Annotated in this window: 21 protein-coding genes and 1 other annotated feature; of the genes, 20 read left to right on the top strand and 1 reads right to left on the bottom strand. The window is 33.3% G+C overall.

Translation table 11 applies throughout. The features are described 5' to 3' along the window. Positions 1-35 precede the first annotated feature (35 nt). A complete protein-coding gene (locus tag J5Y03_RS02465) occupies positions 36-425 on the top strand; it encodes an FxsA family protein (protein WP_209402091.1) in 390 nt (129 codons plus the stop codon). A 331-nt stretch (positions 426-756) separates the two neighbouring features. Here the strand turns inward: J5Y03_RS02465 and ytvI are convergent, their stop codons facing one another. Next, complete coding sequence (gene ytvI / locus J5Y03_RS02460; protein ID WP_209402089.1) at positions 757-1872, bottom strand: sporulation integral membrane protein YtvI; 1116 nt, start codon at positions 1870-1872, stop codon at positions 757-759. Between the two features lie 141 nt (positions 1873-2013). Between ytvI and J5Y03_RS02455 the strand changes: the two genes are divergently transcribed. The 19 genes from J5Y03_RS02455 to infC all read left to right on the top strand — a co-directional run bounded on the left by J5Y03_RS02455 (position 2014) and on the right by infC (position 23418). Further along, a complete protein-coding gene (locus J5Y03_RS02455; RefSeq protein ID WP_209402216.1) occupies positions 2014-2460 on the top strand; it encodes a DUF441 domain-containing protein in 447 nt (148 codons plus the stop codon). Between the two features lie 178 nt (positions 2461-2638). Beyond that, positions 2639-3757, top strand: coding sequence for a citrate synthase (citZ, locus tag J5Y03_RS02450; RefSeq protein WP_209402087.1), 1119 nt, complete (start codon positions 2639-2641; stop codon positions 3755-3757). A 140-nt stretch (positions 3758-3897) separates the two neighbouring features. Next, the gene (icd, locus tag J5Y03_RS02445) at positions 3898-5178 is read left to right on the top strand and encodes an NADP-dependent isocitrate dehydrogenase (protein ID WP_209402084.1); all 1281 of its coding nucleotides are present in this window, start codon (positions 3898-3900) and stop codon (positions 5176-5178) included. Between the two features lie 61 nt (positions 5179-5239). Next, entirely contained in the window at positions 5240-6178 is a 939-nt protein-coding gene (mdh, locus tag J5Y03_RS02440) for a malate dehydrogenase (RefSeq protein WP_209402082.1), read from the top strand. A 217-nt stretch (positions 6179-6395) separates the two neighbouring features. Beyond that, positions 6396-6866: a MaoC/PaaZ C-terminal domain-containing protein gene (locus J5Y03_RS02435; RefSeq protein ID WP_209402080.1), complete on the top strand. Its 471-nt coding sequence runs from the start codon at positions 6396-6398 to the stop codon at positions 6864-6866. Between the two features lie 161 nt (positions 6867-7027). Beyond that, on the top strand, positions 7028-7744 hold the full coding sequence (locus J5Y03_RS02430) for a response regulator transcription factor (RefSeq protein ID WP_209402078.1): 717 nt from the start codon (positions 7028-7030) through the stop codon (positions 7742-7744). Then, complete coding sequence (gene pnpS, locus J5Y03_RS02425) at positions 7737-9506, top strand: two-component system histidine kinase PnpS (RefSeq protein WP_209402076.1); 1770 nt, start codon at positions 7737-7739, stop codon at positions 9504-9506. Before J5Y03_RS02430 ends, pnpS begins: the two co-directional genes overlap by 8 nt. A 242-nt stretch (positions 9507-9748) precedes the next feature. Beyond that, positions 9749-9925 (top strand): DUF4177 domain-containing protein, encoded by a 177-nt coding sequence (locus tag J5Y03_RS02420; RefSeq protein WP_209402067.1) that lies wholly within the window; start codon positions 9749-9751, stop codon positions 9923-9925. 728 nt (positions 9926-10653) lie between these two features. Further along, positions 10654-10794, top strand: a complete 141-nt coding sequence (locus J5Y03_RS02415; RefSeq protein WP_209402065.1) for a hypothetical protein — start codon at positions 10654-10656, stop codon at positions 10792-10794. 612 nt (positions 10795-11406) lie between these two features. Further along, positions 11407-14040: a DNA polymerase I gene (gene polA, locus J5Y03_RS02410; protein WP_209402063.1), complete on the top strand. Its 2634-nt coding sequence runs from the start codon at positions 11407-11409 to the stop codon at positions 14038-14040. 22 nt (positions 14041-14062) lie between these two features. Then, positions 14063-14899 (top strand): DNA-formamidopyrimidine glycosylase, encoded by an 837-nt coding sequence (gene mutM / locus J5Y03_RS02405; protein WP_209402061.1) that lies wholly within the window; start codon positions 14063-14065, stop codon positions 14897-14899. 110 nt (positions 14900-15009) lie between these two features. Continuing rightward, a complete protein-coding gene (gene coaE / locus J5Y03_RS02400; protein WP_209402059.1) occupies positions 15010-15612 on the top strand; it encodes a dephospho-CoA kinase in 603 nt (200 codons plus the stop codon). Positions 15613-15699: 87 nt separating this feature from the next. Beyond that, complete coding sequence (locus tag J5Y03_RS02395) at positions 15700-16722, top strand: glyceraldehyde-3-phosphate dehydrogenase (protein WP_322099535.1); 1023 nt, start codon at positions 15700-15702, stop codon at positions 16720-16722. Positions 16723-17542: 820 nt separating this feature from the next. Then, positions 17543-17929, top strand: coding sequence for an adenosylmethionine decarboxylase (speD, locus tag J5Y03_RS02390; protein WP_209402057.1), 387 nt, complete (start codon positions 17543-17545; stop codon positions 17927-17929). A 452-nt stretch (positions 17930-18381) separates the two neighbouring features. Continuing rightward, positions 18382-18849, top strand: coding sequence for a transcriptional regulator NrdR (gene nrdR, locus J5Y03_RS02385; protein WP_209402049.1), 468 nt, complete (start codon positions 18382-18384; stop codon positions 18847-18849). A 215-nt stretch (positions 18850-19064) separates the two neighbouring features. Continuing rightward, positions 19065-20504, top strand: coding sequence for a replication initiation and membrane attachment family protein (locus J5Y03_RS02380; protein WP_209402046.1), 1440 nt, complete (start codon positions 19065-19067; stop codon positions 20502-20504). A gap of 15 nt (positions 20505-20519) precedes the next feature. Beyond that, complete coding sequence (gene dnaI, locus J5Y03_RS02375) at positions 20520-21452, top strand: primosomal protein DnaI (RefSeq protein ID WP_209402044.1); 933 nt, start codon at positions 20520-20522, stop codon at positions 21450-21452. Between the two features lie 256 nt (positions 21453-21708). Next, on the top strand, positions 21709-22542 hold the full coding sequence (gene ytxC, locus J5Y03_RS02370) for a sporulation protein YtxC (protein WP_209402042.1): 834 nt from the start codon (positions 21709-21711) through the stop codon (positions 22540-22542). 168 nt (positions 22543-22710) lie between these two features. Continuing rightward, positions 22711-22836 (top strand) — a sequence feature (ribosomal protein L20 leader region). 78 nt (positions 22837-22914) lie between these two features. Further along, positions 22915-23418, top strand: a complete 504-nt coding sequence (infC, locus tag J5Y03_RS02365) for a translation initiation factor IF-3 (protein WP_209402040.1) — start codon at positions 22915-22917, stop codon at positions 23416-23418. Positions 23419-23439 lie beyond the last annotated feature (21 nt).

The following is a 23439-nucleotide window of genomic DNA, read 5'->3' as shown; positions in this document are numbered from 1 at the left end:
TTTTTACATTTAATTAGACCTGAGAGGTGAGCAGTTTGAAAAAAATAGTAGCTTGTCTTTTATTAATACCAATTATTGATTTTATGCTTTTACTGTTTATAGCAAAATTTATAGGTGGACTGACAACATTTTTATGGATAACTGGGACCATCTTTTTAGGAGCCTATATGATAAAAAAAGTTGGAGGATATATGATACCCCAAATTAAAAGTCAATTACAGGCGGGGAAGTTACCTGATGCAATGATTGTGGATGGCTTTTATTTTTTTCTAGCAGGGGTTTTATTAATCATTCCGGGTCCGTTGACTGATATAGCAGCATTGTTGCTTTTTGTACCTTTTATTCGAAAAAAAGTAATTCAGATAACGTTGTTTTACGTAAGCAAAAAATTGACTGGAAAAGTCATTTGGACTAACTTCAAATAAATAAAAGGCTCTTTTCTAAAAGATTGTTGCTTTTGAGATTTTTAATTTTAAAGATAAAAGTTTATTACAACGGAAGGTGCGAGACTCCTGTGGGAATAGCGGGAAGGCTGAGACCCCGCAGGCTTGCCGAGGAGGCTCAGCTCACGCCCCACGGAAAGGGAGCAATCTGGAGTTGTAATAAACTAAGACATTCTAAATTAGCAACAACGTATACAAAAACAGCCAAATTTAAAAAAGCAACTATACCATTATGAAAACTAATTTCTTAATGGATAGTTGCTTTTTTTTGCTGTAGAAGCAGTGTGAATTTAAGGATTCTTCGTGTTGACCATTACTCTTTCTTTCCAACAACATAATTCCAAATTTCATGAAATACATTAGCTCGATAAAGTGTCGAAAAAATGACAAGAGTTACAGGACCTAAAATTAGTCCTAAAAAACCTAAGAGCTTAAATCCGACAAATAAAGCGATTAGCGTCGGTAAGGGATTTAGTCCAATATTTGATGAAATAATTTTTGGTTCCATCACTTGTCTTGAAATAATAACTACTGCAAAAAGAATTGAAAGACCAATCGTTAATGAGAAGTCACTTGTTAAGAAAGTGTATAAAATCCATGGGACAAAAATTGTACCTGTACCTAGATAAGGTAGTAAATCTGCAAAACCAATGATTAGAGCAATTGTTACTGCAAAAGGTATTCGTAGAATTAATAATCCAATTAGTACAATAACGGTTGTAATTGAAATTAATGTTAAATGAGCACGGATATACCCAAAAAAAGCTTTTCGTAAATCGGCAAAAATGAAAATAGCATAGCCTTTTATCCGTTCTGGTGTTTTATTTTCTATTCTTTCTTTTAGTTTAAACCAATCTTTGCTTATAAAGAATGTGGAAAGTAATGAAATCACTAAAACTGTTGCGGTATTTGGTAATAGCGTAATAAAAACTGTTATGCCATTTAACACACCAGTTAAAATTGTTTTACCAAAATCAATAATAGAATTTCCGATCGACTGAATATTTGATCGAATGGTATCTTGTTGTCCGATACCTAATTGACTGTATTTATGAGATAAAACATCATACAAAGGCAGGAGTTTTCCAGTTACCATGTCTTGAACAAAGGAAATAATTTTTTCGAAGTTGTCTGGTACAACTTGAATTAAATAATTTGAACCGGCAATGATTTCTGTTACTAGTAAAGTTAGGATGCCAACTAAGCCAGCAATGACTATGACAATCGAAATAAAAACGGCAATTCCCCTATGTATTTTAAATCGAAAATTTAACAAATTGACCAAAGGGTTTAATAAAAATGCAATTAAGAAGGCAATAATAAATGGATACGTTAACTTTGCTATAAATAGGATTATGAATATTCCGCCAATAGTACTTAAAATAATGAATAGTAACCTAGCAATACTCCAAAGCAACTGTTTATTCATTTGATATCTCCCTTTATTTTTTGGAAAATATGGTATTATGTACATTATATTCTAATAAGAAATATTTTTCTATAATAGTAATTATACTTGGAAATTTATGCATTTAGTATAGTGAGAGGAAGTAGAAAATTGAGTGAATCTATGATGTTTTTATTACTACTATTATTAATTGGATTTGTTGCAAAAAATAACTCATTAATAATCGCCATTGTCATATTAATTATTATAAAGCTTACTCCTATTAGTGTTAAAGCATTCCCTTATCTACAAAGTAAAGGGATCAATTTGGGAGTTACTGTCATTACGATAGCAGTATTAGTACCGATTGCAACGGGTGAAATAGGATTTAAACATCTTTTTGATGCGCTGAAGACACCAGTAGCATGGATTGCATTGATTTCAGGAATTCTAGTTGCCCTATTAGCAAAAAATGGTGTGCAATTACTAGCTTCTGATCCTCAAATTACTGCAGCTCTTGTTTTAGGTACTGTTCTGTCTGTTGCTGTTTTTAAAGGGGTTGCTGTAGGCCCGTTAATTGGTGCAGGAATTGCATATGTATTCATAAAATTAGTGGATTTTATCAAGTAATATAAAAGTTAAATATATTTTAATAAATTGTTTTCATTCACAAAAGTCAGATTATTGTTTATAATATCAGATAGTAGGATACCTTTCTACATACATCTGATATTTTTTATGGGGTAAATATCAGATTATATAAACAACTAGGGTTTGGGGAATTTTTCACGCAAAGGAGAGGGAAAACATGACAGTTAAAAGTGGTTTAGAGGGAGTAGTAGCTGCTACAACTTCAATTAGTTCAATTATTGATGATACATTAACTTATGTTGGAATTGGGATTGACGAGCTTGCGGAATTTGCTAGCTTTGAAGAAGTTGTCTATTTATTATGGCACCGTAAATTACCAACTAAACAACAATTAGAAGAGTTAACAGCTCAATTAGCAGAGAATGCTGAATTACCAGAAGGGATAATTACATTCTTAAAAAATACAAATTTAAAAGATAATCATCCAATGTCAGTATTACGTACGGGTATGTCTATGTTGGGTCTATATGATCCAAATGCTGAAAAAATGGATACACAATCAAACTATCAAAAAGCAATTGAATTACAAGCAAAAATTTCAACTTTTGTGACAGCGTTTTCTCGAATTCGTAAAGGGCAAGAACCTGTCGCTCCTCGAAAAGATCTATCTTATGCTTCAAACTTCCTATATATGCTAAATGGAGAAGTTCCAAATGAACTTGCAGAAGAAGCTTTTAATAAGGCACTAGTTCTTCATGCAGACCATGAGTTAAATGCATCTACATTTACAGCACGTGTTTGTGTAGCTACTTTATCTGATATGTATTCAGGTATGGCTGCAGCTATAGGTGCCCTAAAAGGGCCATTACACGGTGGCGCGAATGAAGGTGTTATGAAAATGCTAATGGAAATTGGCGAACTTGAAAATGTAGAAGCTTACGTTCAAGAGAAAATGGATAATAAGAAAAAAATTATGGGATTTGGTCACCGCGTATACCGTGGTGGAGATCCACGTGCAAAACATTTAAGAGAAATGTCTCGTCAATTATGTCAAATTACTGGCGAACCTAAATGGTACGCGATGTCTGAAAAAATTGAAAATATCGTTACTAAACAAAAAAATATTCCACCTAATGTAGATTTCTACTCTGCATCTGTTTACCATTGTTTAGGAATTGAGCATGATTTATTTACACCAATCTTTGCTGTAAGTCGTACTTCTGGATGGGTTGCTCATATTCTAGAACAATATGAAAACAATCGTATTATCCGTCCACGCGCAGATTATGTAGGACCAGATAAAAATTCATATATTCCAATTGAGCAAAGAGGATAATACTAGTTTTTTCTTCTGAATGTTAAAATAGTATTTAATCTTCAATTAATAGTGTTAAAATATAAGAGGGGGAAATTTCTCCCTCTTAAATATGGGTACGTGTTTAAATTATTTTTTAATTTTAATGGGGGGTCACTTATATGCAAGGAGAAAAAATAACTTTACAAAATGGGAAATTACAAGTTCCAAATAATCCAATTGTGCCATTTATTGAAGGCGATGGAACTGGACCAGACATTTGGGCATCAGCTTCACGTGTTTTAGATGCTGCGGTTGAAAAAGCTTATAATGGTTCTCGTAAAATTGTTTGGAAAGAAGTTTTAGCTGGTGAAAAAGCATTTAAACAAACTGGTGAGTGGCTTCCACAAGAAACTTTAGATACTATTAGTGAATATATGATGGCAATTAAAGGGCCATTAACAACTCCAGTTGGCGGAGGTATTCGTTCATTAAACGTTGCTTTACGTCAAGAGTTAGATTTATTTGTTTGCTTACGTCCTGTACGTTATTTTGAAGGAGTACCTTCTCCAGTTAAACGTCCAGAAGATACAGATATGGTTATTTTCCGTGAGAATACAGAAGATATCTATGCTGGTATTGAGTATGAAAATGGTACAGATGCTGTTAAGAAAGTAATTGCTTTCCTTCAAGAAGAAATGGGTGTTAAAAAAATCCGTTTCCCTGAAACTTCTGGTATCGGTATTAAACCAATATCTGAAGAAGGAACAAAACGTCTTGTACGTGCTGCATTAAACTATGCAATTCAAGAAAATCGTAAGTCTTTAACAATTGTTCATAAAGGTAACATTATGAAGTTTACTGAAGGTGCATTCAAAAACTGGGGATACGAAGTTGCTGAAAAAGAATTTGGCGATAAAGTATTTACATGGGCTGAGTATGATCGCATCGTAGAAGCACAAGGTAAAGATGCTGCGAATAAAGCAATGGAAGAAGCTGAAAAAGCTGGTAAAATTTTAGTAAAAGATAGCATTGCTGATATCTTCTTACAACAAATCTTAACTAGACCACGTGAGTTTGATGTTGTTGCAACAATGAATTTAAATGGAGATTATATCTCTGATGCACTAGCTGCACAAGTTGGTGGAATCGGTATCGCTCCTGGTGCTAACATTAACTATGAAACTGGACATGCTATTTTCGAAGCAACTCATGGAACTGCTCCAAAATATGCTGGCCTAGATAAAGTAAATCCATCTTCAGTTATTCTTTCAGGTGTATTAATGCTTGAACATATGGGATGGAATGAAGCTGCAACTATGATCATTAAATCAATGGAAAATACAATTGAATCAAAAGTTGTAACATACGATTTTGCTCGTTTAATGGATGGAGCAACTGAAGTGAAATGTTCAGAGTTTGGCGACGAATTAATTAAGAATATGGAATCGGTACTTGTTTAAGTTTATACAATAGAGTGTAAACAGAAGCATATTTTATGCTACAAAAAGGAGAGGAATTTTCATGTCGATTCGTCGTCGTAAAATCTCAGTTGTCGGTGCTGGTTTTACAGGAGCAACAACAGCGTTTTTACTTGCTCAGAAAGAACTAGGTGATGTTGTAATCGTTGATATTCCACAATTAGAAAATCCTACTAAGGGAAAAGCGTTGGATATGCTTGAAGCAAGCCCTGTTCAAGGGTTCGATGCAAACATCATTGGTACTAGTGACTATGCTGAGACTGCAAACTCAGATGTAGTAGTAATTACAGCTGGTATAGCTCGTAAACCTGGAATGAGTCGTGATGATTTAGTATCAACAAACTCAAAAATTATGAAATCAGTAACACAAGAGATTGTTAAATATTCACCTAATTGTACAATTGTTGTATTAACAAATCCTGTTGATGCTATGACATATTCAGTATACAAAGAGTCTGGTTTCCCTAAACATCGCGTAATCGGACAATCTGGTGTACTTGATACTGCTCGCTTCAGAACTTTCATTGCACAAGAATTAAATTTATCAGTGAAAGATATTACTGGATTTGTATTAGGTGGACATGGCGACGAAATGGTACCATTAGTGCGTTATTCATACGCTGGTGGTATTCCGTTAGAAAATCTAATTCCAAAAGCTCGATTAGATGAGATTGTTGAACGTACACGTAAAGGTGGCGGGGAAATTGTAAATCTATTAGGAAACGGTAGTGCATATTATGCGCCAGCTGCTTCATTAGTAGAAATGGTAGAAGCGATCTTAAAAGACCAACGTCGCGTACTACCTACAATTGCGTACTTAGAAGGTGAATATGGATATACTGGTATTTACCTTGGAGTTCCAACAATTATTGGTGGAAACGGTATCGAACAAATTATTGAATTAGAGTTGACGGAGAGTGAAAAAGAGGCTCTTGACCGTTCTGTTGTAGCAGTAAAAAATGTAATGAACGTTTTAGCGTAAATTATAATAAGAAATAGAAAATTCGGGGAGTATTCCCCGAATTTTTTTAAAATAGGCTCTGCTAAATTTTAATATTTTTTTCTACATAGTTTGTTCAGAAGGATAATCCCATGCACTTCTTCGAAAAAACGAGGAGATCATTCTGATGAATATCAAAATTAATTTAACAGAGACTTAAAATAAGTGTATCAATCTATCAATTGAATGGAGGGTTCATATGTTAACAAAGAAAATAAAAAATGGTCGTAAACTTGAGGACTTATCGGTTGGAGAAAAGTTGATTATTACTGAGCATTTTGAAGAAAAACATATCTACTTATACCTAGCAATGACAGGAGATACAAATCCATTATATACACAATATAATTACGCATCTCAAACGAAATACAAAAAACCAATTGTACCAAGTATGTTAGTAACAAATGTTATCTCATCTGCAGTAACAAAGCATTTACCTGGACCAGGATCACATATAGTGAATATGGAGATACAGTTTAGTGGACATATCCATCATAATGAAACAGTCTCAATTCATTTTGTGATTGATTCAATTGATAATGAAAACAAGTTAGTTACGATCAATGTAAGCGTTTTAAACAAAGCGCAAAATCAAATTGCTTCAGGGAAACTGATCGTTGTACCACCGACGCTAGAGGTTTCAAATAGTTTATTATATGATAATTTTTAAAAACGGGAGAGTGTATAAACTCTCTTATTTTTATGGAAAATATTTTATAAGTCATGAGGATTTCTTTACGGTATTATTTAATTCTAGTATGATAGTACTGAGTCGTGCTATAGAAAAAGATACTTGGATGAGGTTTTCAAACGATAATCTGGGGGGAAATAATGAGCAACAAAATTTTAGTAGTTGATGATGAGGAACATATCTTAACGCTTATTAAATTTAATTTAGAGCAGGCAGGATTTGAAGTCGTGTCGGCAAATGATGGAGAAGAGGCACTGGCAAAGGTTGAAATTGAACGTCCTGATCTAATTGTGTTAGATCTAATGCTACCAAAAAAAGATGGTATGGAGGTTTGCAAAGAATTAAGATTGCAAAGAAATGTCACGCCAATTTTAATGGTAACAGCTAAGGATGATGAATTTGACAAAGTTTTAGGGCTTGAATTAGGTGCCGATGATTATATGACGAAGCCTTTTAGTCCAAGAGAAGTTGTTGCTAGGGTTAAAGCTATTTTAAGAAGAAGTAAAATTGTAGAAACTCCTGTACAACAAGTAGAAGAAACAGATGCCATTCGCATTGCTGATTTGAAAGTTTTACCTGAATATTATGAGGCATATGTTGCAGATGAAAAGCTAGAACTTACTCCAAAGGAATTTGAGCTGTTATATTATTTAGTTAAAAATAAAGGAAGAGTTCTAACTAGAGATCAATTGCTAAGTGCAGTTTGGAACTATGATTTTGCTGGAGATACTCGAATTGTTGATGTTCATATTAGTCATTTACGTGAAAAAATTGAACGTGATACTAAGAAACCAGTTTATATAAAAACGATTCGTGGATTAGGTTATAAATTAGAGGAACCAAGATTAGATGAGTAAATTAAATCGGAAGCTTTTAATTGGACTATGTACTATAGTAATTGTTGTATTAATCGGATTAGGGATTGTACTTGGCCAAACATTTAAAGGCTTTTATTTAAAAAGCTACGATTTAAGGGTAGAAAATGAGATTAACTTACTATCTACTTTAATTGAGAAAGATTCTTTGTCTGATACAGTAGGATTTAATGAGACAATAAAAGATATTTCACGTAATTTGAAAATGTCTATATCTGTTTTTGACGAACACAAAAAATTAATTGTTTCGTCATCCAATAAGAATGGAAAAGAAATAAACGTAAGTGATTCACAACGTAATAAATTTTTTAAAGAATTAGGGAATAAAAATAATTCAATTTTAATTAAAGATAGTACATCAGGTCAGAGAACATATGGCAAACAGATAGAAGATCCACAAGGAAACAAGAAATATATTTTTGTGAATTATTCAATTGCTTCAATTAAGGACGTATATAAAAGTCTCTGGATGTATCTTTTTTCTCTCCTTGGTATAACGATATTTACAATGATTATTTTAATTATTCGTTATTCAAATCAGTTTTCTAGACCAATTGATGAAATTACTCAAGTAGCATTGGAGTTAGCAAAAGGGAACTATAAAGCGAGAATCTATTCAAGAGAAGATGCCACAACAAGTACGTTAAGTGAGGCTATGAATGTCCTTGCTAAAAACCTTCAAAAGATGACTTTAGAGCAAGAAATGCAACAAGATCGTTTAAACACATTAATTCAAAATATTGGTAGTGGTGTGGTTTTGATTAATAGTAGAGGTACTGTTAATTTAGTGAATCGCACATATGAAGAAATTTTTAATGTGTCTGCACGCTTTATTGAAGGTGAATTGTATCATGATGCATTTCAACATCACGAAATTATAGAAATTGTTGAGCAAATCTTTCTCAAAGAAATTAAAATTCGAAAACAAATTGTGTTACCTTTAAAAATTGTACGAAAACACTTTGAAGTATATGGAGCTCCAATTATAGGGATCAACCATGAATGGAAAGGAATTGTCCTAGTATTTCATGATATAACGGAATTAAAGAAACTTGAACAAGTAAGAAAAGATTTCTTTGCCAATGTATCCCATGAGTTAAAAACTCCTATTACATCAATAAAAGGTTTCACAGAAACGCTTCTTGATGGAGCGATGAAAGACCAAGCTTTATGTGAAAACTTCTTATCGATTATCTTATCTGAGAGCGATCGAATGCAGTCGTTAATACAAGATTTATTAGATCTATCAAAAATTGAACAGCAAGGATTTAAACTAGAGATTTCAAAAGTGAATTTACAGACTGTAATAGATGAGATTTTTCAAATGCTATCTCAAAAAGCACAAGAGAAAAATATTGAATTTAAAAATTATATAAAAAATCCACTAATCGTTGCTGGAGATGCACTTCGCTTAAAGCAAGTATTTATTAATCTAATTGATAATGCACTTTTATATACTCAGTCTGGTGGCAAAGTATTTATTACAGCTTCAGAAAATGAAAACTCTGTTTCCATTCGTGTAAGTGATACTGGTGTTGGTATTGGAAAAGAAGAGATCCCTCGAATTTTCGAAAGGTTTTATCGTGTGGATAAAGCTAGAAGTCGAAATTCAGGAGGAACTGGATTAGGATTAGCCATTGTAAAGCATTTAGTTGAAGCCCACAAAGGAAACATTGAAGTGGAAAGCAAACTTGGACAAGGAACAACTTTCATCGTGACATTAAATAAGAAAAATATCCAATAATTTACATTCCTTTTACAGTGTATTTATTCGATGTTAACAAAAGCTTGTTACAATAATAGATGAAAACCCCTTCATCCAAGGTGTTGAATTTTAAACCGGGAATATTAATTTATTCCCGGGATTTTTTTTGCCTAAAATATATTTTATTTAATTAATTTAAAATTCATGACTAATTATGAAGTTATCTTCCTGTAATTTAGGGTAGATTATAGAAAGGATGCTCATGTAAGGGAGGTATTTCATTGTTTGAATATGAATCTGTAAAAGTGAACACAAACAATACAAATCGTCATTACTATGATGTTGTAGGAACGTATGCTAAGAGTGGATGGAGATTACACCAAGTAATGAAATCAAGTGTAAGGCAATCTGGTCATGATTATGTTGAGCTAGTATTTGAGAGAGAGTTGAGTGAATAAACTTTGTTAGTATTTTAGAATGCGATAAGTTGATTTCCGCTCCAGGATGCTCGCTTTCAGTGGGGCATGAGCTGAGCCTCCTCGGCAAGCCTGCGGGGTCTCAGCCTTCCCGCTATTCCCACAGGAGTCTCCCACCTTCCGCTCCAATCAACTTCTGTCATTAAAATTAAAAATCTTAAAAGAACAATCTTTGAGTAAAGAGTTAAAACCAAAGTTAACCTTTCATTCCTACTCTCACTTTATTATTTAGAAAATAGCCTCTTTTTTTTAAAGTGTGTTGTGTCGGTTATTGTTAGCTGTTGATATTTCAAAATTAAAACGACTGTCCGAAATATAGGATAGTCGTAGTGTTTGCTAATTCAACTAAAGTATAAATTATTTTTTATTAATCCATTTCTGATACGAATCCCCTATTAGATAAAATAAACCAATAATTAAAGTGATGACAGGAAAATAAAAAACACAAGACTCTTGTGAATATCTAACAAGAAAAATACTGAAGAACATTATAAGTGAAATACAGATATAAATAGTAGCAAATATTTGTTTCATTATACCTCCACTATTTTATGACTTATTTATTACTATTCAATATAGTAAGTGCATTTCCTTTCCTTGTTTAACACGCTCCCAGTTTTTTTATAACAAACATCTTTCCACTTTTTGTTAACAATACATCCGAAAAAATCTTCGAAATGTGGCAAATACTATTCATGGAGGTGATAAAGATGGGTCACAATCAAAATCCGCATGTAAAAAAGAAAAAACAAAGCAAGTTTGAAGAAGAAATTGCTGTTGTAAATACTGAAGGGTATTTTGCCCCTCGAAAATCTAATACAGAAGCTCTTAATGAAGTGAAAAAGCAATAGATTGAAACTTCAATTGGAGGCCTCATTCCTTTTCTAATTTTGGGGTGGTATTTTTACTGCACATTAATGAAGAGTTTCGGTTATCCCAAAAACATCTAAATAAAGGTACTAATTAGCTGACCAAATCACTTTTGATTTGGTCTTTTATTTATGGCTTATTTCAAAAAGGTTGTTGCTCTTGAGAGATTAATTTTAAAGACAAAAGTTGATTGGAACGGAAGGGTGAAGGGCTTCTGTGGGAGATGCGGGAAGGCTGAGACCCCGCAGGAGCGTATGCGACGAGGAGGCTCAGCTCACGCCCCTAGGAAAGCGAGCATCCTGGAGTGGAAATCAACTTACACATACTGAAATAATGACAATGTATACGAAAACAACCAAAATAAAATAACGCTGAGGCTATAATTTCTCTAAGCGTAGATTTATGTTAATTGAATTTATATTGAGAAATAAGTAGTATATCCTTTAATAACTTATGTATTTTTCAATCAAAATATATTTTTTAAGAGATTCTCTTTTTCAGATAAATTCTTTTCGAAAAAATTAGTGGTCATGGTAAGATAAAGGATAGATTTACCTATAATAGAAATGAATGAGAGTAAGGGAGGTCTTACCTTGAAAAATAAACTTGTTTTAATTGATGGGAATAGTATTACGTATCGTGCGTTTTTTGCATTACCACTATTGAATAATGACAAAGGTATACATACGAATGCAATTTACGGATTTGCAATGATGTTGATGAAAATATTAGAGGATGAGAAACCTACACATATGTTAGTAGCTTTTGATGCTGGGAAAACAACTTTCCGTCATCAAACATTTGAAGAGTATAAGGGCGGACGTCAAAAAACGCCACCTGAATTAAGTGAGCAGTTTCCTCTAGTACGTCAATTGTTAGATTCATATGGAATTGCTAGATATGAATTAGATAATTATGAGGCAGACGATATTATCGGAACGCTTGCAGGGCAAGCTTCTAAAGAGGGACTAGAAGTAAAAGTTATCTCAGGAGACCGTGACTTACTCCAGTTAGTAGATGAGAATGTTACTGTTAGTATGACGAAAAAAGGGATTACTGAAGTTGAGGAATTTACACCTTCAGCTATTTTTGAAAAATATGAACTAACTCCATTGCAAATTGTAGATATGAAAGGCTTAATGGGAGATAAATCGGATAATATTCCAGGAGTGCCTGGTGTCGGTGAAAAAACTGCGATCAAATTATTAAAGCAATTTGAGACAGTGGAAGGAGTTTACGAGCACATTGATGAGGTCAGTGGTGCAAAACTTCTTCAGAACCTTACAGAAAATCAAGATAAAGCCTTAATGAGTAAGCAGCTTGCTAAGATTAAAATTGATTCGCCAATTGAAATAGGTATTCAAGATACTGTGCGTACAGAAGTGGAAATGGATCGAGTGGTAGATTTATTTCAATCATTAGGCTTTACTTCCTTGTTATCAAAATTAAATGTGTCACCAAAAGAAGAGCCACAAAAAGAATTAGATGAAATTAATTTTGATATTTTATCATCAGTTGAAGAAAGCCACTTAGCTGATAACGCATGCTTATTTGTTGAAATGGTAGGGGAAAACTATCATACTGAACCAATTATCGGATTGGGATTAAGTCATGAAAAAGGTAATTACTTTATCCCAACAGATGTTGCTTTATCTTCTACGGTATTTAAAGAATGGTTGGAAAATAAACAGACGAACAAAACTGTTTATGATGCGAAAGCAAGCTACGTAGCTTTAAAATGGAAGGGTATTTCTCTTGAGGGGATAAACTTTGATCCATTACTAGCTTCTTATGTATTAGATCCATCTCAGTCAAATAAAGATTTTGCAGACTTGGTGAATGGTAAGGTAGCAACTACTGTAAATACTTCAGAAGAAATATACGGAAAAGGTGCAAAACAGTCAGTTCCTGAACAAGAAATCGTAGCAGATTATATCGTTCGTAAAACAATTGCGCTAAATGAATTAAAAGAGAAGTTAAAATCTGAGTTAGAAAAAAACGAACAACTAGATCTATTATTAGATTTAGAGCTTCCATTATGTTTTATTTTAGGACAAATGGAATTTGATGGAGTTTCGGTAAATGAAGAAACATTACAAAATATGGGGACTGAACTAACAGCTACGTTAAAAGATTTAGAGCAAAAAATTTATGAACTAGCTGGAGAGTCCTTTAACATCAATTCTCCAAAACAACTTGGTGTGATTTTATTTGAAAAATTAAATCTGCCTGCAGCCAAAAAAACAAAAACTGGTTATTCAACATCAGCAGATGTGTTAGAAAAATTAGAATCAGCACATGAAATCATTCCTCAAATTCTTCATTACAGACAAGTTGGTAAGTTAAACTCAACGTATGTAGAAGGTTTGTTGAAAGTGATTAATAAAGAAGACAACAAGATTCATACACGTTTTAACCAAGTATTAGCACAAACAGGACGCTTAAGCTCTGTTGATCCAAATTTACAAAACATTCCAATCCGTTTAGAAGAAGGAAGAAAGATTCGTAAAGCATTTGTTCCATCAGAAAAAGATTGGGTTATTTTCGCAGCTGATTATTCACAAATTGAGCTTCGTGTACTTGCGCATATTGCTCAAGATGAAAATTTAATGGATGCGTTTATACATGATTTTGATGTTCACACAAAAACTGCAATGGATGTTTTTCATGTGGAAAAAGATGACGTTACAAGTAATATGCGTCGTCAAGCAAAGGCAGTAAATTTTGGGATTGTCTATGGAATTAGTGACTACGGATTATCACAAAGCTTAGGGATTACGAGAAAAGAGGCTGCTACATTTATAGAGAATTATTTAAAGAGCTTCCCTAAAGTAAAAGAATACATGACAGACATTGTTCAAAAAACAAAGCTAGATGGATATGTTAGCACGATCTTAAATAGACGTCGTTATATTCCTGAGATTACGAGCAAGAATTTTAATATTCGTGGATTTGCAGAAAGAACTGCTATGAACACACCTATTCAAGGAAGTGCTGCAGATATTATTAAGAAGGCAATGATCTTAATGGCAGAGCGATTAAAAGAAGAAAAGCTTCAAGCTAATCTATTACTTCAAGTACACGATGAATTAATCTTTGAGGCGCCAAAAGAAGAAATACCAATTCTTGAAAAAATCGTACCTGAAGTAATGGAAAACGCAGTGAAATTAAGTGTTCCATTAAAGGTTGATTATAACTATGGAAATTCATGGTTTGAAGCAAAATAAGTTGATTGGGTGAAAAATAAGTATGCCAGAATTACCTGAAGTAGAAACAGTCAGAAGGACATTGGTTGATTTAGTTAGTGGAAAAAAGATTTCATCCGTTATTGTTACTTGGGAAAACATCATAAAACATCCTAAAGAAGTAGAGGAATTTCAATTGCTTCTTCAAGGACAAACAATACAAGATATAAAACGCCGTGGAAAATTTTTATTATTTATATTGGATGAATTTGTACTCGTTTCTCATTTAAGGATGGAAGGTAAATTTCGAGTTTTTCATTCAGATGAAGAAGTAGCTCCACATACTCATGTTTGTTTTGCATTTACAGATCATACGGTGCTTAGATATCAGGATGTACGAAAATTCGGGACCATGCACCTTTTTACTAAAGGGGAGGAATTAAAACAACCTCCTTTAGTGAAATTAGGTCCAGAACCTTTATCAGATGAATTAACACCTGATTACTTAAAAGAAAAGCTAAGAAAAACGAATCGTAAAATTAAGATTGCTTTATTAGATCAAGAGATTCTAGTTGGACTCGGTAATATTTATGTGGATGAAGTTTTGTTTAAGGCAGGAATTTATCCGGAAATACCAGCTTCCTCTTTAACTGATAAAGAAATTAATAAATTAGTATCCTGTATTATCGAAACATTGCAGGAAGCAGTCGATCAAGGTGGAAGCACAATTCGTTCGTATGTAAACTCTCAGGGGAAGATTGGAACATTTCAAGAAACTCTTAAAGTCTACGGTAGGAAAGGCTTACCTTGTGTCAAATGTGGCCACGAGATTGAAAAAATAGTTGTTGGTGGACGAGGAACATCCTATTGTCCAATTTGCCAGAAAAAAAATAATGATTAATAGGGATTAAAAATTCCTTTTAAATATGGGATTAATAGAATTATTAAAAATGTGGACAATAGACGTGAATCATTTCACGTCTATTTCCTTATAGAAGAGGTGTGAGTGTGATGGGGATGGTATTAGGATTAACAGGTAGTATAGCAAGTGGAAAAAGTACAGTTTCAAAAATGATTAGTGAGATTGGAATACCGATTGTTGATGCAGATGTTATTGCGAAACAAGTTGTTGAAGTTGGGCAAGTTGCTTATCAAAATATAATTGATACGTTTGGTACAGAAATTTTATTGGAAAATGGTGAAATTAATCGACCAGCGCTTGGAGCAATTATATTCCATGATCCGGGCCGTCGCGAGGAATTAAATAAAATTGTTCATCCTGAGGTAAGGAAAGTTATGCTTCAACAATCGAAAGCGTTATTGGATGAGGGGCATCGAATTGTTATTTTAGATATTCCATTATTATTTGAAAGTAAGTTAACGAGTTTAGTTGAAAAAACAATTGTCGTATATGTTGATGAAGAAAATCAAATCAAACGACTAATGGAACGGAATAAACTTTCAGAGGAAGAGGCGATGGCAAGGATAAAATCACAAATTCCAGTTAGTGAAAAAGTGAAATTAGCTGACTATGTAATTGATAATAATGGCACAATTGAACACACAAATAAGCAAGTAATCACATTAATGACAAAAATTATAGGAAATAAGTAAAATTAATTAACCAAAATCCGATTTATGTGATATACTAATTGAGGGGATAAAGTATAATTAGTATAACTTAATTGGGGGTTGTTTTCAGTGAAAGTAGCAATTAATGGTTTTGGACGTATTGGTCGAATGGTGTTTAGACAAGCAATTAAGAGTGATAAATATGATGTTGTAGCGATCAATGCTAGCTATCCAGCAGAAACTTTAGCACACTTAATTAAATATGATACAACTCACGGGAAATTTGATGGTGAAGTTATCGCAAATAATGACCATTTACTTGTTGATGGTAAACGTGTAGATCTTGTTAGTGAACGTAATCCTGAATTATTACCATGGTCTCAATTACAAGTTGATATTGTTATTGAAGCAACGGGGAAATTTAATGATGCTGAAAAAGCAAAAATGCATATCACAGCAGGTGCGAAAAAAGTAGTTATTACAGCTCCTGGTAAAAACGAAGACTTAACAGTTGTTTTAGGTGTTAACCATGATCAATTAGACTTAACGAAACAAGATGTTATTTCAAATGCTTCATGTACTACAAACTGTTTAGCTCCAGTTGTTAAAGTATTAGATGATCAATTCGGTATCGAAAACGGTTTAATGACAACTGTTCATTCATATACAAATGACCAAAATAATATTGATAATCCACATAAAGATTTAAGAAGAGCTCGTGCTTGTGCTCAATCTATTATTCCAACAACTACAGGTGCAGCTAAAGCGCTTTCAAAAGTTTTGCCTCACTTAGAAGGAAAGCTTCATGGAATGGCTTTACGTGTACCAACTCCGAACGTTTCTTTAGTAGATTTAGTTGTTGATTTAAAGAGAGATGTTACAGTTCAAGAAATTAACGATGCGTTCTTCACAGCTTCAAAAGGATCAATGGCAGGAATCGTTGAATTCTGTGATGAGCCACTTGTTTCAATCGACTTTAATAGTAACCCACATTCAGCAATTATCGATTCTCTTTCTACAATGGTAATTGGTTCAAGAAAAGTAAAAGTACTTGCTTGGTATGACAATGAGTGGGGGTATTCAAGACGAGTTGTTGACTTAGTTGCAGCAGTTGCTGAGCAAATGAAAAAACTTCAAACAGTAGAAGCTTAATAGAATAAAATAACAATCAGCGGAATATGACTAAATATTCCGCTATTTCTCGTTTCTCTATATGGCTTTTTAGATAAATCTACGTGAAAATCGTCAATATAGTTCAATTAAGTTTTACAAAAAGGCTCTTTTTTAAAAGAATGTTGCTTTTAGGTTATGTAATTTATAAGACAGAAGTTGATTGGAACGGAAGGGTGCCCAGGCTCCTGTGGGAGATGCGGGAAGGCTGAGACCCCACAGGAGCGTATGCGACGAGGAGGCTCAGCTCACGCCCCTAGGAAAGCGAGCATCCCTACGTTCCAATCAACTTACACATACTGAAATAGCAACAATGTATAATAAAATACCCTACAAATAAATAGTTTTAGTTTTTTACATAAAAACTCATTAAAGTGAAAATATATTTCTATTCTTTTATGATCTAATTTGTTCTGGAGATAAATAATTTTTTTGTAAATTGATTTAAACGGACTGATTTTGTAAGTCAAATCCCTTAAATTTACTGGAAAAATTAGGTGGGTGATCCAAAGGGTTTAATAATCTTAATAATAAATTAATGTTTAATTTGAAGTTTTTATGTAGTCAAATTTTATACAATAGAATATAATGAATACTGTTTTATGAGTGATTAATTACGGAAAAAAAGGAAATTTTTATCTTGCAATTCAAAAAAAAAGCAAGTATACTAACTTTCGTGAACTTCTGAAAGTATAACTAACTACTTAAAGGGTTAGGACCTCTTTGGACTAACTTTCCCCCGTGGTAGTTGATCATACTTTTGCATTAGAGTTTACGTAAATAATAAAAGGGGGAAATGAATATGGATACTATGGGTCGTCACGTTATATCCGAGTTATGGGGATGTAATACTGAAAAATTAAATGATATGAAATTTATTGAGGAAACGTTCGTGGATGCTGCACTTCGTTCAGGTGCTGAGGTACGAGAAGTTGCATTTCACAAGTTTGCTCCTCATGGCGTTAGTGGTGTCGTAATCATTTCAGAGTCACATTTAACTATTCACAGTTTTCCTGAACATGGTTATGCAAGTATTGATGTATATACTTGTGGTGATCGAATTGATCCGAACGTAGCTGCGAATTACATTGCTGAAGCTTTAGAAGCTGAAACGCGTGAAAATGTAGAGTTACCTCGTGGAATGGGTCCAATTCAATTAAATAAGGTCAAAGTTGTTAACGGAAACTAAAAAGCTAAGAGAGGCGTGTTTATGCCTCTCTTTTTTAATATATTAAAAAGGCTCTTTTCTAAAAGAGTGTTGCATTTGAGATTATAAATTATAAAGACAGAAGTTGATTACAATGGAAGGTGCGATACTCCTGTGGGAATAGCGGGAAGGCTGAGACCCCGCAGGCTTGCTGAGGAGGCTCAGCTGACGCCACGCGGAAAGGGAGCATCCTGGAGTTGTAATCAACTAACCCATTCTAAAATAGCGACAATGTATACGAAAACAGCAATAAAAAAAGATTCTGTTATGTTTCTCGTGAATATAAACAATATAGACTCTTTAAAAATAAATAATTTGAAAACTTTATACTGTTATATCTTCCTGTACTTTCGTTTCAAGCTGTTATGGTATAGTATAGAGTTAGGATGAATCTGAAGATATTATTATTTTAAAAATGGAGTTGAATGAGAGAAATGAGATGTCCATCTTGTAATTATAATGGGACAAAAGTATTGGATAGTCGTCCGATTGACGAGGGACGTTCGATAAGAAGAAGACGTGAGTGTGAGTTATGTCAACATCGCTTTACTACCTTTGAACGTGTAGAAGACAATCCAATTCTTGTTGTCAAAAAAGAAGGTATCCGTGAAGAATTTAGTAAAGAAAAAATACTTAGAGGACTCATTAAAGCTTGCGAAAAACGTCCAGTCTCACTATCTCAACTAGAAGAAATTACGACTAGCATTGAAAAAGAAATTAAAAATAGTGGTACGTCAGAAGTACCGAGTGAAGTTATTGGCGAGTTGGTAATGGAAAATCTATCAAAAATAGATGAGGTAGCATATGTACGTTTTGCCTCAGTATATCGACAATTTAAAGATATTAATGTATTTATAGATGAATTAAAAGACTTAATAAATCGTGGAAAAACGAATGAATAAAGTGAAACTTCCATCAGTGAGTGCATAATCCCCACTGATGGTTAATTGAACCAATCGGGCTTTTATGGACAGTTATCAAAGAGAGATCTTCTTCGTATCTATAAATCTTGAGGTGGGGCCTTACTGTCTGTTAATGCGGAATGATTTAGTTGTTTTAGAACGTTTCATTCGGTAGAAACAAAGCCTAATTAATAGAAAGGATTTTAACAGTGTCTATGGATAAGCAACATTGGATGGACGTATTACCTTCAGACCCGTATACTATTTTAACTACTAGTACGTTACACACAATACACAGACAGACTTTAACAATGCTTTATCAACCAATTATTGGTAGTTTAGCGTTTAGCTTATATATGACACTTTGGGGAGATTGTGAGCAAAATCAGTTAAATCCAGCCGAGCATACTCATCATTCTTTAATGCTGGGGATGAAAAGCAATATGCGCACTGTTTATGAACAACGTTTAGTGCTAGAAGGTATGGGGTTATTAAAAGTTTTTGAACAGAACAATGAAAATGGAAAACATTTGATATATGATTTACAGTCTCCACTTAGTCCTTATGACTTTTTTGAAGAACCAATCTTAAATATTTTCTTATACAAAACAGTAGGAAAAAGCCAGTATAGTCGGTTGAAAAGCTTTTTTATGAGAGATGAAATAGAGAGAAAAGGCTATACAGAAATTACGAGATCATTTGATTCAGTTTTTAAACCGATGACTAGCCAGCAAGTTGCAGAAATTCAACGTTCTTCACAAAGTGAAGATTTAATGACCCCCCAGGATAAAAGAATTCTAAAAAGTAGTGTAAATACAAAAATTACTGTTAAGAATGAAGAGTTTGACTATCAATTATTCCTTGATGGTCTGTCCGATACCTTTGTTCCAAAACGTGCTTTTACACCTGAAGTAAAAGAAACAATTTGTAAATTAGCTTTTTTATATGGGATTAATCCAATTCAAATGAAATCTATAACAATGAGAGCTGTTACGGATGAGAATAGAATTAATGTAGAGAAGCTTCGTATAGAGGCACGAGAATGGTATCAATTTGAACACCATGATCAATTTCCACATTTAGTAGAAAAAGTACAACCGATGAAACATAGACAAGCTACGAAAAAGGAACCAACAACTCAAGAGGAACAATTGATTCAAGCGTTTGAAACGATTTCACCTAGACAATACTTAAAAGAAATTGCAGGAGGAGCAGAACCTACTGCTGCTGATTTGAAAATTATCGAAGAAGTTATGTTTGAGCAAAAGTTATTACCAGGCGTAGTAAATGTATTGATCGATTACGTTATGATTCGCCTTGATAAAAAACTTTCAAGAAATTATGTCATGAAAATTGCTAGCCATTGGGCACGAAAAGGCGTAAAAACAGTAAAGGATGCAATGGAATTAGCACGAAAAGAATACATTGAATCTCAACAGACTGTTCAAAATGCTGCAAAAACAAGAACGGGAAGTCGTCGTAATAAACCAATTCGAACTGAGATTGTTCCGGATTGGTTAAATCGAAATGATGACGTTCAATCTAACGATAGGCCTAATCAAGAGCAAAATGGTAATCAAGAAATTGATATTGAAGAAGAAAGAAAACGATTAGAGCAAGAATTACAGATGTTTAAAAGAAATAAAAAGAAATAGAGAGGAGAGACTGAAATGGAACCAATTCAAAATGCATTCTCATCACTAATGAAGAATAAACAATTTCAGGATACTTTCCAAAAAATGAGAATTGAAGTTCGAAATCATAGTAAAGTACAAGCTTTCTTACAGGAGCATAGACAAGAAATTACTGACGATATGATCGATCTTAGTTTAAATAAACTGTACGAATATATTGGCCAAAGTGTGAATTGTGAAGATTGTCCAAGTGTTGAACGCTGTAAAAATATGGTTCAAGGATATCATCCTTATTTAACAATTCAAGGAAAACGTATTGATTTACAATATGAACGTTGTCCTAATGGAGAAAAATATGATAAACGAAAAAAACATGAGGCTTTAATTAAATGTTTATACATGCCAAAAGATATTCTCCAAGCATCAATGTCAAATTTATCACTAGAAGATAGTGGGCGATTTGAAGCAATTTCTGCTGCAAAACAATTTTTAGTGGAATATGAAAAAGGAACCTTTACACAAGGATTATATTTTTATGGTCCATTTGGCGTTGGTAAAACCTATGTCCTAGGTTCCATTGCTAATGAATTAGCAGAAGAAGGCATATCAACAATGCTTGTGTATTTACCTGAGTTTTTACGTGAACTAAAAAGTTCAATTAGTGATGGAACACTTGAGGAGAAAATACAAGCAGTCAAAAAGGTTGATGTGTTAATGTTAGATGATATTGGTGCAGAACAAATGTCTAGTTGGGCGAGGGATGAAATTTTAGGAACGATTCTTCAATATCGTATGCTTGAAAAGCTTCCTACACTTTTTACATCAAACGCTGATCTATCACAACTAGAGCACCATTTAACTTATTCACAACGCGGTGAAGAAGAAAAAGTAAAAGCAGCACGTGTTGTAGATCGAATTCGTTATTTAGCGAAACCAATTCAAATGGTTGGCCAAAATAGAAGATACTAAGAATAATGCTCTTTTCTAAAAGAGTTGATATAAAAAAATTGTTAAAGCAAACTGTTTATAAAGAAGTTGATTGGAGCGGAAATCAACTTCTCTCATCATCAAATAGAGTAAAGTTTTTTAAAGAAAGTATAAATCAAATATTAGTTAGAATGACGCAAAGATTGCCACTTTTTATGAATGGTTGTCTTTGCGTCATTTTTTATGGATTTCTTTAATATATATAGGACTAGGTAGTGGTTTGAAAGGGGGGGAACGGGTGATTGAAATTTCTTTCAATGAACCTATTGATGCAGCTTATGTATTTGAACATTTACAAAAAAGATTAAAAAAACAATTACAGCCATTTTTCTTAAGGAAACATAAGACACATTCAATTTTAATTAATTTTCCTCAAAATACAAATGAGTGTATTAAACAAATATTAATTCCTGTATTAATCCATTTTATTATTTCTCAAAAGGAGCATAAATGGATTCGGTCCATTTTACATACATCTTTTTACTATGAAGAGGACGAAATTCAACAGATTCTCCCGATTGCACAATCTTTATTAAGAGGTAGAAGAAAAAGCGTACCAAATCAAAAAAGGATTCGAAAAAGTAAACACTTACTATCTAAAGCTCTAATAAATTATTTACAAAATAGTGTCCGGTTTAATTTTGAATCATTCGTTACGTTTCGTTTAAGAGAATATTATAAACAGCTACTTTATGTTAGTGAAATTGCAATTGATGAATATAAGCTTGAAAATGAATATCAAAATTTCATTGAAAGTCTTCGTCAACAGGTTCTAAAAAAAGAATCCGTTATTCCTTATGTTCATATTGTTTATAATGGCAAATTTGTTGTATATGACGAATTTATGATGCCAATTTCATATGAAACCTTAAAGGGATACGGCGAAAGTATCAGAGATTTTGAATATATGGATCGAGAACTAATAGCTCCTTTAACAGCCCTAGCACCTCAAAAAATCTATTTATATACAACAACTGTCGACTTAGCTATTATTGTTACTTTACAAAATATTTTTCAAGAGAGAGTGAGTATACATACACTTCAAGAGTTTACACATGGCCAATTAAACTAAAGTAAAACCTTTGCACGTTAATGTAGTATAAAACTTTATGAATAAATTTTAAAAAAAGATTGTCATAATATTAATTATTTGTTACAATTATTTTTGTTGCGAACAAAGTAAGCCATCTTGACAGCAACATGTAACTATGTTATAGTGACGTAAGAAAAGAATACTTGTTTGTTGAAGTAGAAGCACCCGCTTCTCACCTGAATGACGCAGAGGCTGTTAACAGGTAACATAATCAAATTTTAAATTGATGATGTTAGTGTGGGTGTATTTATATGCTCACACTTTTTTGTTGGGTTTGAGGATGTCTTCAACAAAACAAACGAGGTAAATTCTTACAGAGTACCCTGGAGGTGTTTTACTATTAGCAAGGACATGATGGTTAACGATGGAATTCGTGCTCGTGAAGTTCGCTTAATTGGACAAAATGGAGATCAACTTGGTATCAAGACACGTCAAGAAGCTTTAGAATTAGCTGCTAACGTAAACTTAGATCTAGTTATGGTTGCGCCAACTGCAAAACCACCAGTATGTCGTATTATGGACTACGGTAAATTCCGTTTTGAACAACAGAAGAAAGACAAAGAAAATCGTAAGAACCAAAAAATTATTAGCATGAAAGAAGTTCGTTTAAGTCCAACGATTGAAGAACATGACTTCAACACAAAACTTCGTAATGCAATTAAGTTCTTAGAGAATGGCGATAAAGTAAAAGCGTCAATCCGATTCAAAGGTCGCGCTATTACACATAAGGAAATTGGACAACGAGTACTTGATCGTTTCTCAGCAGCTTGTAATGAAGTTGCAACTGTTGAGTCACATCCAAAAATGGACGGTCGTAGTATGTTCTTAGTCTTAGCACCAAAAAACGAAAAGTAAGTTTAATTAGAGGAGGAAACT

The organism is Gottfriedia endophytica, assembly GCF_017814275.1.
GTDB classification, from domain to species: domain Bacteria; phylum Bacillota; class Bacilli; order Bacillales; family Bacillaceae_G; genus Gottfriedia; species Gottfriedia endophytica.
This window is presented reverse-complemented; position numbering and strand designations above follow the sequence as displayed.